This window comes from Alteriqipengyuania triglochinis (assembly GCF_054655655.1).
The window spans coordinates 606,173-621,591 of record NZ_BAAHNC010000001.1; the positions used below are offsets into that span (position 1 = coordinate 606,173).

Below are 15,419 nucleotides of genomic sequence, written 5' to 3' on the forward strand. Positions count from 1 at the left end.
ACAAAGCGCACAACTCATTCTCCAAAAGGATCCAACCCGGCGGCACTAGCCTGCCAATATGCGCCTCGTGTCAAGCCTTCCGACGGGCGGCGGTGAGGTGACGGACGGCGCCTCCGCTGGCATAGCGGGCGACGATGACCGACGAACCTGCCTTCATCCGATCGCTTCGCGCCCTCGCCTGCCACTCTGCGGCACGCGGCCTCGCCGACGATGCTGCAGTGCTCCAAATAGGCGGCGAAACGCTGGTGCTGACGAAGGACATGATGGTCGAAGGCGTCCACTGGCCGCCACAGCAATCGCTCGCGGACGTCGCATGGAAACTGATCGCGGTGAACCTGTCCGATCTCGCGGCCAAGGGCGCGGAGCCGGTCGGCGTGATGCTCGGCTACAGCCTCGGCACGGATGACGCGGCGTTTCTCGACGGGCTCAAGAGTGCGCTCGCCACCTTCGGCGTGCCGCTGCTTGGCGGCGATACCGTCTCGGGCGACGGTCGGCGCACCTTCAGCCTCACCGCGATCGGCCGCGCGACGCACTGCCCGGTGCCATCGCGCAGCGGCGCGGCAGCCGGGGATGCGGTGTGGCTGTGCGGATCGGTCGGCGCGGCGATGATGGGGTTCGAGGCGCTGACCGGATCGGGGAGCGCGGACATCGCGCCTTTCACCCGCCCCACCCCGTTGCTGGCGGCGGGCCGCGCTCTCGCCCCGCATGCCACCGCGATGATGGATGTGTCGGACGGGCTGCTGATCGATGCGTGGCGCATGGCCGAGGCGAGCGACGTCACCTTCGCGATCAAGAGCGCGGCCGTGCCTTTGGGTGCACCCGAAACCCGGCGGCAGGACGCCATTCGCTGGGGGGACGATTATGCGCTGCTCTTCACCGCGCCCGTCGATGCCGGTTTGCCGGCCGAAGCAACGCGGATCGGATCGGTCGAGCCGCGCGGCACAGGCGCGCTTAGGCTCGACGGGGAATGGCTGAGCGGCCCCGGGGGCCTCGGCTACCAGCACTGACCGCTACAGCGCCGAACAGTCGACTCCGCGCTTCTCGAGGATCGGCTTCATCTCCATGTAGGCGGCCTTGGTCTTGTGGTTCGGAATCCCCGGATGCAGGTGATGGATCAGGTGGGTTTCCATGCACATCGACAGGAAATGGCCGACATGGCTCTTGAAGATGTTGGCCTGTTCGTAGCGTTCGGTCTTGCCCGCGCGCGGATGATGCGGCGCCCAGCTGAGGAAGTAGCGGATATAGCTGAGGCCAAGCTGGCGTGGCAGCCACCAGCACACCGCCGCGGCGATCGCATAGCCATTCCATGCCATGGTGAAGAGCGTGGCGAGATAGATCAGCTGGACGATCAGAGTCTGCTTCAGCGCCGTCCGCGCTTCGGCCGTGTTCAGTTCCTGGCACACGGTCTTGTAACGGTTGATCGTGCCATCGACGCGCGGCTGGCGGTTCCACCAGGTCTTGTACCAGGCCATCCACCAATTGGGCGCCTCGTCGGTATAATCCGGGTCCTTGTGCGGATGGTTGCAGTGCTTGTGATGCTCGAGATGCGTCACCCGCCCCATGCTGAACGGTACCGCGATCGGCAGCAGCGAGACTTCACCGACCATCTGGTTCGCCCAACGATAGCGGCTGCCGCGCTTGGCAATATTGTCGTGCATCGCCTCGTGACAGGTCACGTAGCCGGCCACAGTCAGGAAGGTGGAAACGACCAGCGTGATCAGCGGATGGACCACCCCGAGCATCGTCAGAGGGAACAGCGCGAGCCACACGGCGAAACCGCCGAGCGCGGCGACCACATAACCCCACATCGGCCCGCCCTGGTATTTCGCCGCGATCGCGCGTTCCTGCTTCAGCAGGTCGACCCGCGTATGCCGGTCCAGCCCGTCGCCCCGGGCAAGCGGGAGCGCGGGAGCATAGGCTTCCGGCGTATCGATGGTCTCAGGCGCCGGTGCATTCGTGGCGGACATATTCTCGGTCATACCCAGCGCCCCCTGATGGTTGCGTACAGCCCCCATACCGCGCCGATGACCAGTCCGAAGCCGATCCGTTCCATCCCGAACGGAGCGTCCCAGCCCCCCGCCGCCATCGCTTGCGCGATCAACGGAGCGATGAAGCCGATGCCGAACAGAAGCGGCATGATGACGAACAGTTTCTGAAGCGCGACCTGCATGGCGTTAACCTAGTACTAACCATGGATTCCGGCAAGAGTCCGTGAGTGCCGCGAGCAGCCACCGCCCAAATGCAGGCAGGGCTTGCACCCCGCCCCCGCCCGATCTAGCCATGACGGTATTAAACACCGCTACGAAGACGGTGAGTATCCGAATGCTCTTCGGGACATAAAAATGGGGAGGGACTGGACGTGAATCTTGTTCTTGTCGCTATCGGGCTGGGCCTGCTGGCTGTGGTCTACGGAATTTTCACGAGCCGACAGGTGCTCGGCGCCGGAGCCGGTAACGAGCGGATGCAGGAAATTGCGGGCGCTATTCAGGAGGGCGCGCGCGCCTACCTTAACCGGCAATATACCACGATCGCGATTGTTGGCGTGATCGTGGCGGCCGCCGTCTTTTTCTTCCTCAACTGGATCGCGGCAGCGGGCTTTGCAATCGGTGCGATCCTTTCCGGTGTTGCCGGCTATATCGGGATGAATATCTCGGTCCGCGCCAACGTTCGCACAGCTGCCGCCGCGCAGAGCGGGCTGCAGCAGGGCCTCACCCTTGCCTTCCGCGCGGGCGCGATCACCGGGATGCTTGTGGCGGGCCTCGCGCTGCTCGCGATCGCCGTGTTCTTCTACCTCCTCGCTGGCCCACTCGACTTCGAAGCAAACAGCCGCGAAGTGGTCGACGGGCTCGTCGGGCTCGCCTTCGGCGCCTCCCTGATCTCGATCTTCGCGCGGCTCGGCGGGGGTATTTTCACCAAGGCGGCGGACGTCGGTGCCGATCTCGTCGGCAAGGTCGAGGCAGGGATCCCGGAAGACGATCCCCGCAACCCGGCCGTGATTGCCGATAATGTGGGCGACAATGTCGGCGATTGTGCGGGTATGGCCGCCGACCTGTTCGAAACCTACGTCGTCACGGTCGGCGCCACCATGGTGCTGACTGCCTTGCTGCTGACCGAGCTGGGTGATCTCCTGCTACCCATGATGGCGCTGCCGCTGCTGATCGGCGGGGCCTGCATCGTCACGTCGATCATCGGCACCTATTTCGTAAAGCTAGGCCGCAAGCAGAACATCATGGGGGCGATGTACAAGGGCTTCATCGTCACTGCTCTGCTCTCCATACCCGCAATCTACGGCGTGATGGCCTGGGCTCTCGGCGATATGAGCGCCGTCATCGCAGGCGGATCGGAAACCGTCACGGAAACGATCGACGCAGCCACCGGCGAAGCCGTGACCGAGGTCGTCATCGGCCTCGGCTTCAGCGGCAACAGCCTCTTCATGTGCTGCCTGCTGGGGCTCGCGATCACCGGGCTGATCATCTGGATCACCGAGTATTACACGGGCACCAATTACCGCCCGGTTCGCTCGATCGCGAAGGCATCGGAAACGGGCCACGGCACCAACGTGATCCAGGGGCTCGCGATCTCGCTTGAATCGACCGCGCTGCCCACTCTGGTGATCGTTGCCGGGATCATCGTCGCCTATGGTCTCGCAGGGCTCATGGGCATCGCCTACGCAGCCACTGCAATGCTGGCGCTCGCGGGCATGGTCGTCGCGCTCGACGCATATGGTCCGGTGACGGACAATGCGGGCGGGATCGCCGAAATGGCCGGGCTGGACGACTCGGTGCGCGAGAAGACCGATGCGCTCGACGCGGTGGGCAACACCACCAAGGCCGTCACCAAGGGCTATGCCATCGGTTCGGCGGGACTCGCCGCGCTGGTGCTGTTCGCGGCCTACACCACCGATCTCGAGGAGTTCTTCCCCGATGTGGTGGTCGACTTCAGCCTCAAAAACCCGTTCGTTATCGTCGGCCTGCTGCTCGGCGCGCTGCTGCCGTACCTGTTCGGTGCGATGGGCATGACCGCCGTCGGCCGCGCGGCGGGCGACGTGGTGAAGGACGTGCGCGAACAGTTCGCGGCGGACAAGGGCATCATGGATGGAACCAGCCGCCCGGACTATGCCCGCACGGTCGACCTCGTCACCAAGGCCGCGATCAAGGAAATGATCGTCCCCAGCCTGCTGCCGCTGCTGGCCCCGGTGGTGGTCTATTTCGTCATCCTGCTGATCGCGGGCCAGGCCAATGCCTTTGCCGCGCTGGGTGCACTGCTGCTGGGCGTTATCGTCGGCGGGCTGTTCGTCGCGCTTTCGATGACCGCCGGGGGGGGCGCATGGGACAATGCGAAGAAGTACATCGAGGACGGCAACCACGGCGGCAAGGGCTCCGAAGCGCACAAGGCTGCGGTGACCGGCGATACCGTGGGCGATCCGTACAAGGACACGGCGGGCCCGGCGGTGAACCCGATGATCAAGATCACCAATATCGTCGCGCTGCTGCTGCTGGCCGCACTCGCGGCGGGCGGTGCCGGATAACCTGATCCTCGCCCGAGGATGATCCGACGCAAGAGGGCGCGGCTTCGGCAGACGAAGTCGCGCCCTTTTTTGCTGTGGGGAGACCGCCGAACCGCCCGACTTAAGCAAATTTCAGCCTTTGGGGCCTAGCCCACGCCTGCAGGACAAGGTCCGACCGGACGAAAGGCGACAAGGCGGCGATGGTGCTGGTAGATACCCGGCTGGAAGGTACCGGCGGCTGCGCGCCGCAATTCGCCGTTGCGCCCTGGCGGGACGCAATGCCCGACGCGGCACAGTGGGATGCGCTTTCATGCAGCGCGAGCGAGCCCAACCCCTTCTTCGAACGGTGGTTTCTCACCCCCTCGCTTGAAGCCTTCGACGCGAAGGGCGATGTCCGCCTCGCGCAGTTGCACGTCGATGGTAGGCTGGTGGGTCTCGTTCCGCTCAGATACCACTCGAGCTACTATTATCGCCCGGTTCCGCACTTGGCCGTGTGGCTGCACGACAACGCCTTTTGCGGCGTACCGCTGATCGCGCCCGGCTTCGAAGCGATGTTCTGGGACAAGCTGCTGCGCTGGGCGGACGCCCATGGCGGGCTCGCCGCGTTCCTGCACCTGCCGGGGCTGCCACTTGGCTGCGCGTCCGATACCGCCCTCGCCGAACTGACGCGCGACACGGCGCGCACCGCCGCCGTGGTCGGCCGGACCTCGCGCGCCCTGCTCGCCTCCGACCTCGCGCCGGAGGACTATTACAACGAGTACCTCCCCAACAAGAAGCGCAAGGAACTGCGCCGCCAGGCTCGCCGTCTGGCTGAAGAGGGCGAGGTCAGTGTCGAGCGCGCCCATTCGCCCGAAGACATTGCGCGATTTGCGGAGGAATATCTCGCGCTCGAGGCAGCGAGCTGGAAGGGTTCCGAGGGGTCCGCGCTCGCCATGGACGATGCCCACGCCCGCTTTTTTCGCGAAAGCCTGATCGGCGCGGCGCGGCAGGGCCGTGCCGAGGGGCTTTCCCTGCGGCTCGACGGGAAGGCGGTCGCCACGCTTGCGATCTTCCTCGCCCCGCCGGGCAGCTTCACCTTCAAGACCGCTTTCGACGGACGCTACGCCCGCTTTTCGCCCGGCGTGCTGTTGCAGAAGGAAAACCTCGATCTGCTGGCACGCGATGGCATCGAGTGGTGCGATAGCTGCGCCGCGCCCGACCATCCGATGATCGATCATTTCTGGCGCGGTCAGCGCGAACTCGTTGCGCGCAACATCGCCATCGGCGGCACCGTCCGCCGCGCGCTCGGCGCGAGACTCATCGATTACGAAAGCCAGCAATTCGCACGAAAGGCAGTCGCATGAATGCCGTGACCGGTTTCAACGCCGAAGAAATGCCCGCCTCCGGAGCCGAAGTCTTCCCCGACGCATCGCGCCGGGCCTTCGCCGAGGCCTACCCGGAAACCCCGGTGGTGATCGGGCACAGGCTGCACGACCACCCGCTGCTGGGGCTAGACGCCCTCGCCGCACTTGCCGGCCGCCTGCCGGAAAGCTCGATCGAGTATAATCGCGGCGATCTTCCCATCGGGATCGAGGACAAGCCGGGGCATAACGGGCTTTCGATCACCGAGACCATTCGCACAATCGCGGAGGCCAACAGCTGGGCGGCGATCAAGAACATCGAGCAGGACGAAGGCTATCGCGCCCTGCTCCACGATCTGCTGACGGAAATCCGGCCTGTTATCGAGGAAAAGACCGGCGAGATGCTGACCCCGCAGGGCTTTGTCTTCATCTCCAGCCCGAACGCGGTGACGCCCTATCATTTCGATCCCGAGCACAACATTCTGCTGCAACTGCGCGGCAGCAAGAAGATGACGCAGTTTCCCGCCGGCGATGGGCGCTTCGCGCCCGACCGGATGCATGAAAGCTACCACCTCGGCGGACCGCGCGAACTGCGCTGGAGCGACGATCTGGCGCCATATGGGGCCGAGTACGCCATAGAGGCGGGCGAGGCGCTGTTCGTGCCCGTCATGGCGCCGCATTTCGTGCGGAACGGGCCGGAAAGCTCGATCTCGCTCAGCATCACCTGGCGGTCCACCTGGAGCTACCACGAATCGGACGCGCGCTGTTTCAATGCGCTGCTGCGCAAGCTGGGTTTCGACCCGGCACCGCCGAAACGCTGGCCCGGATCGAACCGCGCCAAATCCTACGGCTTTCGCGCCTATCGCAGGATTTTCGGTCCGCCGAGCCCACCAGCCGCCCCGGCGTAAGAAGCCGCCTATCCCAACCGCCCGAGGGTTCGTACCGATCGATGTAGCGGTCGCACGCACTGCCTGGCTGGCGCAGTCTCGCAATCCGCCCGGGCCGCCGAGACACGCCTGAAGGCAAGCGGGCCCGTCCGCTGCGAATTGCACGGCGCGTTGATTTTGACTCGCCGAGCCCGCAAGGAATGCAGCATGACACAATCATCGACGAACGATCGCGACCTTCCCGTCCACGACCAAGCCGACCCGCAGGCGCTGACCGACCAGCTGGTCGAGCTGCTGACGGTGGAGCGCATCGGAGACGACAAGGTTCGCGGCAAGCCGCAGGTGGACGGCATCGGCCGCGTGTTCGGCGGGCAGGTGATCGCGCAGGGCTTGCAGGCTGCGCAGGCCAGCATCGGCGACGGCAAGGAAGCGCATTCGCTGCACGCCTATTTCCTGCGCGGGGGCGAGGAAGGCCCGCCCATCGACTATGCCATTGCGCGCGATTTCGACGGTCGCAGCTTCTCCAACCGCCGCGTGGTGGCGAGCCAGAACGGCACGCCGATCCTTAACCTCACGGCCAGCTTCCAGACGCCCGAGGACGGTCTCTCGCACGAGAACATGCCTTTCCCCGATGTGCCGGCCCCCGAAACGCTCAAGTCCGACCAGCAATTGCGGCACGAGCTTTTCACCGACAAGCTGGACATGATGAGCGATGCGCAGCGCCAGTTCATGCTCCGCCCGCGTCCGATCGAGATGCGCCCGGTCGACGGGCTCCACTGGATGAATACGCAGCCGCGCGAACCCCAGTCGCAGACATGGTTCAGGACGGTGGGTGCCCTGCCCGACGATCCGGCGCTGCATCGTGCGATCATCGCCTATGCCAGCGACTACACCCTGCTTGGCACGGCGGCGATCGCGCACGGGCTCTCGTGGATGCGCAACGAACTGGTCGGCGCCAGCCTCGACCATGCTGTGTGGTTTCACGCGCCCGCCCGCGCCGACGAATGGCTGCTTTACGACACCGACAGCCCGTGGTCGGGCAATGGTCGCGGATACAACCGCGGGCGCATCTTCACCCGCGACGGTACGCTGATCGCCAGTGTCGCGCAGGAAGGGATGATGCGCAAGCGGCGCGAAAAGACGAACTGACCCACGCATTGCGACGGACCTCGTGCATGCGGCATGATGCAAAGGTGGCAGCCGGTATCAACTAAAGTTGGTTCCGGAACGAGGCGGTCCACTGCCCGTTCGCGCTTCATGGACTTTGAAAAACAGCAGCAAGCGTACCGCACCTCCAAGCCATCGCTTATCGGGCGCGGGTTCGAGAAGATCACCAGCCCCGTCGGCGGCGCGGTCGCCGGGTTCGTCCCCAACGGGCTGGTTCGCGGAGTCCTCAAGGGCATCGACCAGGCAGTCGGCACGCCGCAGCTGGTCAAGTTCGATCACGACCTCAGCGATCTGAAGGCCTGCCACGATGCGGCGGAGCGTGTTGCCATCGCCACCCGCGCGATCAGCGGCACTACCGGCGCAGCCTCGGGCATCGGAGGCATCCTGACCATGGGGCTAGACATTCCCGCCACCATCGCCCTCGCCCTGCGCTGCATCCGCGATACGGGCCGCGCCTACGGCTATGACGGCAAGGGTGCGCGCGAGCGGCTCTTCCGCCTCCAGGTGCTCGAGTTGGCCAGTCTCAACGACAAGAAACAGCGTGTCGAACGCCTTGCCGCGCTCGAGGCCGGTATCGGGGTCGACGGCAGCCTGTCGGAAATGCCGCACGAAGAGATCGATCCCGTCATCGAACAGGCCATTGAGCGCGTTTCGCGCGCACTCGCCATCGCGCTGTTCCGCCGCCGCGTCGGAGCGGTGGTCCCGCTTGTCGGATCGGTGATCGGTGGCGCAGTGAACATCTCCTTCCAGGGCGATGTGGGCGAAGCGGCGCGGTTCGCGTTCCAGGAGCGCCGCCTGCGCGCGGGCGCTGCCTGAGCTGAGCTGATTAAATTCTCGCGGCGTTTGCCACGCCGCTAATTCCTTGCATAAGGGCCCCGCAACCGGGAGCCCTAGCCAGATGAATTTCGTCAAGACCGGAGCGTTGGTGCTCCTGCCCTGTGTTCTCTCCGCCTGCGCACAGGTAACAGCGCAGGAGGCGCCGCCCGCTCCGCAGATGCCGGTGGCCGAGGCACCGGCTGGCGAAGCTGCCCTCGCCCCTAGCACCCCGCTCGACTATGATGCAGCCTTGCGCCGGACGGTGCAGGCCTATGATTCGACCGGGATGGTCGCCGCCGTCTCGATCGGCGGCGGGACCGTGTGGGACGGCGCGCAAGGCCTGGCCGAGGAAGGCACCGGCCGCCCGGTCACGCAGGACATGCTGTTTCCCATCGCCAGCATTTCCAAGGCCTTCACCACGACGGCACTCGCGATCCTCGTCGAGCGCGGATCGGTGGAATGGGACGCGCCGATCCGGACCTATATTCCCGAATTCGCGATGTCCGATCCGTGGGTGAGCGAGCATTTCACGGTGCGCGACGCTCTCACCCACCGTTCGGGCCTGCCGCTGGGTGCGGGCGACCTGCTGATCTGGCCCGATGGCGATGCCGCTCCGGAGGATATCATCGCGGCCCTTCCGCACCTGCGGCCAAGCGCGGGCTTCCGGTCCGAATATGCCTACGACAACCTGCTCTACATCGTGGCCGGGGAGATCGTGGAGCGTGTCTCGGGCAAGAGCTGGGCCGACTTCGTGACCGACGAGATCCTCGACCCGGTCGGCATGGAGCGCTGCGTCGCCGACAAGAGCCGCATTCCCGCCAGCGCGCGGTTCGTCACCGGCCATGAACGCGCGGCGGGTGCGGATGCCGGCGTGCCGATCGACGAACGGCTCGCCTTTTCGCAAACCTGGAACGCGGCCGGCGGTATCTGGTGCGATACCGAGGGTATGATGAAGTGGGGCCGCTTCTGGCTCGACGGCGGCGTGACCGAGGACGGCAAGCGGCTTGTCAACAAGGAGCAGGCGCGAGAAGTCTGGCAGGGCGTCACGCCCACCGGCGTGAACGGCCGGCTGCGCGCGGCGGGCCTTTCGCACCTCTCGGCCTATTCGCTGGGCTGGAGCACGCAGGATTTCGCAGGCCGGCTGCTGGTCAGCCATGGCGGGGGCGCGCCGGGCGTTGTCAGCAATTTCATGATCATCCCGGAAGAGAAACTGGTGCTGTTCAGCGCGACCAATGATTATCGCGGCGCGCCCTCGACCTTTAATTATCACGTCGCCGCAGCGCTGCTCGGCCACCCGGAGTTCGACTTCATCGCCGACTGGGGTGGCGCTTTCGCCAAGGCCGAAGCCGAGGGCACGAAGCTGATCGCCGAGACCGCGTCGAGCGCACCCGAGGATGCCGCCTCGCCCAGCCTCCCGCTATCGGCCTATGCCGGGACCTATCACGATCCGTGGTACGGCGATGTGCGCATCAGTCTGACCGATAAAGGCGGGCTGTTTATCGACATGGGCCGAAGCGAAATCCTCGACGGCAACCTGACGCACTACGATGCGGACCGCTTTGCCGCCTTCTGGCCGGACAGCTCGCTGAAGGCCGACGCCTTCGTCGACTTTACGGTCGAGAACGGCCGCGTGACCAGCATGAAAATGAAAGCGATTTCGGAGCTGACCGACTTTTCCTACGACTTCCACGACCTCGACCTGAAGCGCGTGAAGGACTGATCGCGCGCACGCGATTCAGTTCGCGTGATAGAAATCGTAGATCTGCTGCGCGACGGCATCGCTGATCCCCGGCGCGCGCTTGAGATCATCCAGCGCGGCCGCGCGCACCTTGCTTGCTGTGCCGAAATGCAGCAGCAGCGCGCGCTTGCGCGACGGGCCGATGCCGGGAATCTCATCCAGCGGTGAGGCGGTGATCGCGCGGCTGCGCTTGGCGCGGTGCGCGCCGATCACGTAGCGGTGGACCTCGTCGCGCAGGTTCTGGAGGTGGAACAGCAGCGGCGAGTTGACCGGCAGCGTCTTCTCGCGCCCATCGGGGAAATGGAACACCTCGCGCCCCTCGCGCCCGTGATCGGGCCCCTTGGCGATCGCGATCAGCGGCACGTCCTCAATCCCCATTTCGGCCAGCGTATTGCGCACGGTCGACATCTGTCCCTTGCCGCCATCGAGCAAAACGAGGTCGGGCCATACGGTTTCATGCGTGTTGCGCTTGCCCTCTTCGCCGTCCGGATTTTCGGCGAGATTGCGGAAGCGGCGCTGCATCACCTCGCGCATCATGCCGAAGTCGTCATTGGTCTGCGCGGACTTGATGTTGAACTTGCGATACTGGCTCTTCTCGAACCCCTCCGGCCCTGCGACCACCATCGCGCCCACGGCCTTCGCACCCTGGATATGCGAGTTGTCGTAAATCTCAATGCGCTGCGGCGGCTCTTCCAGTTCGAGGAATTCGGCGAGGTCGCGGTTGAGCTTCGCCTTGGTGCCGGTCTCCGCCAGCCGCCGGTCGAGCGCGTCGATTGAATTGCGCTGCGCCTGCTCCATCAGCCGGCGCCGGTCGCCGCGCTGGGGCACCGAAATCTCGACCTTGTGTTCGGCCATTTCGCACAGCGCCTGTGTCAGCAGCTCCGCCTCGGGCAGCTCCCGGTCGACCAGCACGGTGCGTGGGGGGGGCACTTCCTCGTAAAATTGCATGATGACGCGGGCGAGCACTTCGTCCTTGTCGACATCCTGCGTGTGCGTGGGGAAGAAAGCGCGGTGGCCCCAGTTCTGCCCGCCACGAATGAAGAAGGCCTGCACCGCGATCTGCCCGCCCTTGGCGGCAAGCGCGAACACGTCTGCATCGCCCACCCCGCTCGCATTGACCGCCTGGCTGCCCTGAATAAAGGTCGCCGCCCGCAGCCGGTCGCGCAGGATCGCAGCGGTTTCGAAGTCGAGCTTCTCCGCCGCCTGTGCCATCTGCTTTTCGAGATCCTGCTGCACCGATGACGATTTCCCGCCGAGGAAATCCTTCGCCTGCCGGACGAGATCTTCGTACCCGTCCTCGTCGATGCGGCCCACGCACGGCGCCGAGCAACGCTTGATCTGGTAGAGCAGGCAGGGCCGGTCGCGATTGTTGAAAAAGCTGTCCGTACAAGACCTTAGCAGGAACAGCTTCTGCAGCGCATTAAGCGTCTTGTTGACCGAGCCCGCGCTCGCGAAGGGCCCGTAGTAATTGCCCTTCGCGCGCCGTGCCCCGCGATGTTTGTGGATGCGCGGGAAGGCGTGGTCGGCGCGCAGCAGAATGAAGGGGAAGCTTTTGTCGTCGCGCAGCAGCACGTTATACGGCGGGCGGTAGCGCTTGATGAACTGCGCTTCGAGCAGGAGCGCCCCCGCCTCCGAATTGGTGGTGACGATCTCCATCCGGCGCGTCTGACTGACCATCCGCTGGAGCCGGTTGGTGAGCGCGGCCACCTGCGTGTAATTCGCCACCCGCGCCTTCAGGCTGCGTGCCTTGCCCACGTAGAGCACGTCGCCGCGCGCATCGAGCATGCGGTAGACGCCCGGCCGCGGCGGCAGCGTTTTCACCGTCTCCCGGATCGCGTTGACACCCGCTTCGAGGTCGGGCTGCGCGCTGGCCACGGTGTAGGCCGCGCGTTCCTCGTTGAAGCGCTCTTTACCGCGCGGATCGTGGGGTCGGTCTGCCTTGCTGTCTGACATCGCCAGCTAGATAGGCCTGGAAACCGACCCGCGCCAGTTCGCGCCTAGAAAAGCTTGCGGAACTCGATCTCGAACGTGCGCCCCAGCGGGTCGGTAAGCGCCGGCTGGAAGCGCACCGGGGTTTGGCCCGTACCGTCGACAACGCCCTGTCGCGTGTCGAAAATATTATCGAGCCGCAGCGAAACCCGGGTGCCCTTGAAGAAGCCGGGATCTTCGCCGGTGAGCCACTTCTGCCGCTCCAGATCCATGAAGAAGCGCAGGTCGAAGGTGACCAGATCGCCGAAGGTCAGGTCGCTTGCCCCTGACGGATCGCTGCCGTCGATCGTGTAGCCGCTGGTGTAGCGACCGCTCAGCCGCGTGCCGAAACCTTCGTAAAACACGCCGCTTTCCATCTCGACCGAGTGGCGGGCGAGGCCGAGGTCGAAATAGTCGATCACCGGAATGCCGGGCGCGATCAGCGCTTCGTTCTGCAACTCGATCGTGTGGTAGAGCGACAGGAACCAGCGGCCCTGCCCGTCATCCTCGCGCCCGCCACGGCGGCCGCCACCGCGGCGTCGTTCCCCGCCCGAACGCTCGCCCTGCTGCTGCTGGGCACCTTCGGCCTGACAGACGGCCTCGCGCAGGCGGGCCAGCCGATCTTCGTTGATCGTGCCGTCCTCGTTGGTGAGGCGCGCGCGCAGCCCCTCGGGCAGGGCCGACAGGTCGATCGGAGCGTCCGTATCGGCACACAGCGCATTGCGGATCGCGGCCGCCTGCTCCGGGTCGAACATGGCCGGGCCGCCCGGCCCGACGGCACCGGGCTTGCCATCGGCGTTGCAGAGCCGCTCGCGCGCGGCGTCCACCGCCTCCTTGTTAACCGAACCGTCTTCGTTGGTCAGGCGATCGCGGATGAACGGGGGGAGCGCGGCAAGATCGGGCACGGTGCCCGGTTCGGAAGCGCAGAACTTGTCCCGCATCTGCTGGAACTGTTCCGGCCCCATGCGCATCTGGCCGCCACCGCCCTGGCCGCCTGCCTGGGCCGCACCGGTCCCACCGCCCGGGCCGCCACCGCCGGGTGCCTGTTCGCGAGCCTTGCCGACCTTGCCGAACATGTTGAAGCCGTAGCGAATGCGCTCGCTATTGCGCTCCGCGAAAGTGATCGGCCGCTGGTCGAGTGCGGTCAGGCGACCGGCGCCGTCTCGCGTCACCCGATCGGGAAACGCTTCTTCAATCTGGGCGGTGAGCAGCGGGAAGGACTCGCTCGTATCCTCCGCCCGGTTGCGGTTGTATTCGACCAGGATATTCGTGCGTTCGAACAGGTCCAGCTCGTAGTTGGCACTGAATTTCCAGTCGTTCTGCTTCGAAGCGGGCAGCGAAGGATTGCCTCCGCTGACGATCGTCGCCAGCACGTTGTCCCCGGTCGCGAAATCGAACAGCGGCACGTTGAACGTCTCAACCACCGGATCGCCGAGCTGCGACAGGCTGGGTGCCTCGTCGCGGTTCACCCAGGTCGCGCCCAGCGTCAGCCGGTCGGTGAGATTCCACGTAAGGCCGAGCGTCAGGTCGGTGAGCGTGCCGAAGTCGGAAAGGTGATCGACCCCCGCAGCCAAATTGAGCGTGACGTCGCCGATTGCGCCCAGGAAATCGTCACGCCTGCTGGTGATCGGCACGGCAAGGTTGACCCCGCCATTGATCCGCCCGCGCGTCAGCTGCACCGCGCCAAGCGTGGTGCGGGTGTCGGAACTTTCGATCCGGTTCCACTTGTAGCCACCGTCGACGGTAAGATTCACGTCGCCCGCAGGCAGGGCGAGCGGCACGCCGCGAACCGTAGCCAGCGAATTCACGGTATAGGTGTCGCTGGTCGAACGATCCGCGCCGAGCGGAGCGATCGCCGGCAGGGGGCCGTCGATGGCTAGCGAGCCTGCATCGACCAGATCCTGCAGAACCGAGAGATCGCGCCGCCGGTCGATATCGCTCTCGCTGCCGGTATAGACGGCATCGAGCGTCAGGTTCAGTTCGTAGTCGCCCAGCGACTGGCGGTAGGAACCGCCGCCGGAGAGGACGGTATTTCGTGAGCGGCGCATCAGAGGATCGGCATCGATCGCCCGGACTTCGCTGGTGCCGCCATTCGTCAGCGTCACGGTTTCAAGGCCCGAAAGCGAACGCGAATAGTTCTGCTGCGCCGAAAGATTGCCGGTGATCGCCTTGGCGTTCGCCCCCTCGCCGATCGCAGTGCTGAACGATCCTTCGAGCTGATAGCGTTCGGTTTCGGCGCGCAGGCTGCGGAATGCTGCGGGATCCGGATCGTCCGCAACGGTCGGCTGTGCACTCTCCGTCTGCTCGATATCGCGCTCGGCCTCGGTCAGCATGCCCTCGGCCGTGGCCTGACCGGAAATGTTGAAACGGGTTTTACCGGCAATGACCAGCTGCGAAACCTCGAGCTCACCATTGGGAGCGCCGCCCTGGAACGAGTTGCCGTATTCGGTCTCGATCTCGCTGGACTTGAAGTTCTCCTTCAGGATGATGTTCACGACCCGCTGATCCGCGCTGTAGCCGTATTGCAGCGCCACCTCTTCGGGGAAAACCTCCACCTTCTGGATCGCCTCGGGCGGATAGTTGCGCAGTTCGCGGAAGCTGGCGACACGTTGGCCGTTGACGAGGATGACCGGCTGGCCGTCGCCCCGGCCCCGCCCCGAACCCGTCTGCGGAGAAAGCTGGGAGATCAGATCGGCCAGCGAATCCGCGCCGTAGGCGGCGATGTCCTCTTCACCCAGCTCGACGATCGGGGCGACATCCGTATCGACCGAGCCGCGCATGCGCTGCGCAGTGACGAGGATCTCGACCTCGAAGTCTGTATCGCTTCCCGGGTCTGCCTGATCCTGCTGGCCAGCCTCGGGCGCATCTTCCGGCGCATCCTGCGCGATCGCCGGGACGCAGATCGATGCGGCCAGCGCAAGTGCGGAAACCCGGTAGGCATTGCGGGGGGAAAAGTGCATTATCGGTGTCGTCCCTCGATCGGATTGGGGCCCCCG

The 15,419-nt window shown here is 65.4% G+C and carries 11 protein-coding genes; 7 read left to right on the top strand and 4 right to left on the bottom strand.

The window, feature by feature from the left end; genetic code table 11:
• The first annotated feature begins 134 nt into the window (after positions 1-134).
• On the top strand, positions 135-1,007 hold the full coding sequence (gene thiL, locus ACYQ0L_RS03070; RefSeq protein ID WP_459787450.1) for a thiamine-phosphate kinase: 873 nt from the start codon (positions 135-137) through the stop codon (positions 1,005-1,007).
• A 3-nt stretch (positions 1,008-1,010) separates the two neighbouring features.
• Here the strand turns inward: thiL and ACYQ0L_RS03075 are convergent, their stop codons facing one another.
• Positions 1,011-1,979 (bottom strand): fatty acid desaturase, encoded by a 969-nt coding sequence (locus ACYQ0L_RS03075; protein WP_459787451.1) that lies wholly within the window; start codon positions 1,977-1,979, stop codon positions 1,011-1,013.
• On the bottom strand, positions 1,976-2,170 hold the full coding sequence (locus ACYQ0L_RS03080; RefSeq protein WP_459787452.1) for a hypothetical protein: 195 nt from the start codon (positions 2,168-2,170) through the stop codon (positions 1,976-1,978). The genes ACYQ0L_RS03075 and ACYQ0L_RS03080 overlap by 4 nt, the downstream gene beginning before the upstream one ends.
• Before the next feature lie 189 nt (positions 2,171-2,359).
• Between ACYQ0L_RS03080 and ACYQ0L_RS03085 the strand changes: the two genes are divergently transcribed.
• From ACYQ0L_RS03085 to ACYQ0L_RS03110, 6 genes are all read left to right on the top strand, one after another.
• The gene (locus ACYQ0L_RS03085) at positions 2,360-4,528 is read left to right on the top strand and encodes a sodium-translocating pyrophosphatase (RefSeq protein WP_459787453.1); all 2,169 of its coding nucleotides are present in this window, start codon (positions 2,360-2,362) and stop codon (positions 4,526-4,528) included.
• Positions 4,529-4,707: 179 nt separating this feature from the next.
• Positions 4,708-5,850, top strand: coding sequence for a GNAT family N-acetyltransferase (locus ACYQ0L_RS03090; RefSeq protein WP_459787454.1), 1,143 nt, complete (start codon positions 4,708-4,710; stop codon positions 5,848-5,850).
• Positions 5,847-6,755, top strand: a complete 909-nt coding sequence (locus tag ACYQ0L_RS03095; protein ID WP_459787455.1) for a cupin-like domain-containing protein — start codon at positions 5,847-5,849, stop codon at positions 6,753-6,755. Before ACYQ0L_RS03090 ends, ACYQ0L_RS03095 begins: the two co-directional genes overlap by 4 nt.
• 186 nt (positions 6,756-6,941) lie before the next feature.
• On the top strand, positions 6,942-7,883 hold the full coding sequence (locus tag ACYQ0L_RS03100; RefSeq protein ID WP_459787456.1) for an acyl-CoA thioesterase: 942 nt from the start codon (positions 6,942-6,944) through the stop codon (positions 7,881-7,883).
• A 108-nt stretch (positions 7,884-7,991) separates the two neighbouring features.
• Positions 7,992-8,717 (top strand): EcsC family protein, encoded by a 726-nt coding sequence (locus ACYQ0L_RS03105; protein ID WP_459787457.1) that lies wholly within the window; start codon positions 7,992-7,994, stop codon positions 8,715-8,717.
• Between the two features lie 82 nt (positions 8,718-8,799).
• On the top strand, positions 8,800-10,437 hold the full coding sequence (locus tag ACYQ0L_RS03110) for a serine hydrolase (RefSeq protein WP_459787458.1): 1,638 nt from the start codon (positions 8,800-8,802) through the stop codon (positions 10,435-10,437).
• A gap of 15 nt (positions 10,438-10,452) precedes the next feature.
• Here the strand turns inward: ACYQ0L_RS03110 and uvrC are convergent, their stop codons facing one another.
• Together uvrC and ACYQ0L_RS03120 are read right to left on the bottom strand one after the other, a co-directional pair.
• Positions 10,453-12,408, bottom strand: a complete 1,956-nt coding sequence (gene uvrC / locus ACYQ0L_RS03115) for an excinuclease ABC subunit UvrC (protein WP_459787459.1) — start codon at positions 12,406-12,408, stop codon at positions 10,453-10,455.
• A gap of 44 nt (positions 12,409-12,452) precedes the next feature.
• On the bottom strand, positions 12,453-15,383 hold the full coding sequence (locus ACYQ0L_RS03120; RefSeq protein ID WP_459787460.1) for a TonB-dependent receptor: 2,931 nt from the start codon (positions 15,381-15,383) through the stop codon (positions 12,453-12,455).
• Between the last annotated feature and the right edge of the window lie 36 nt (positions 15,384-15,419).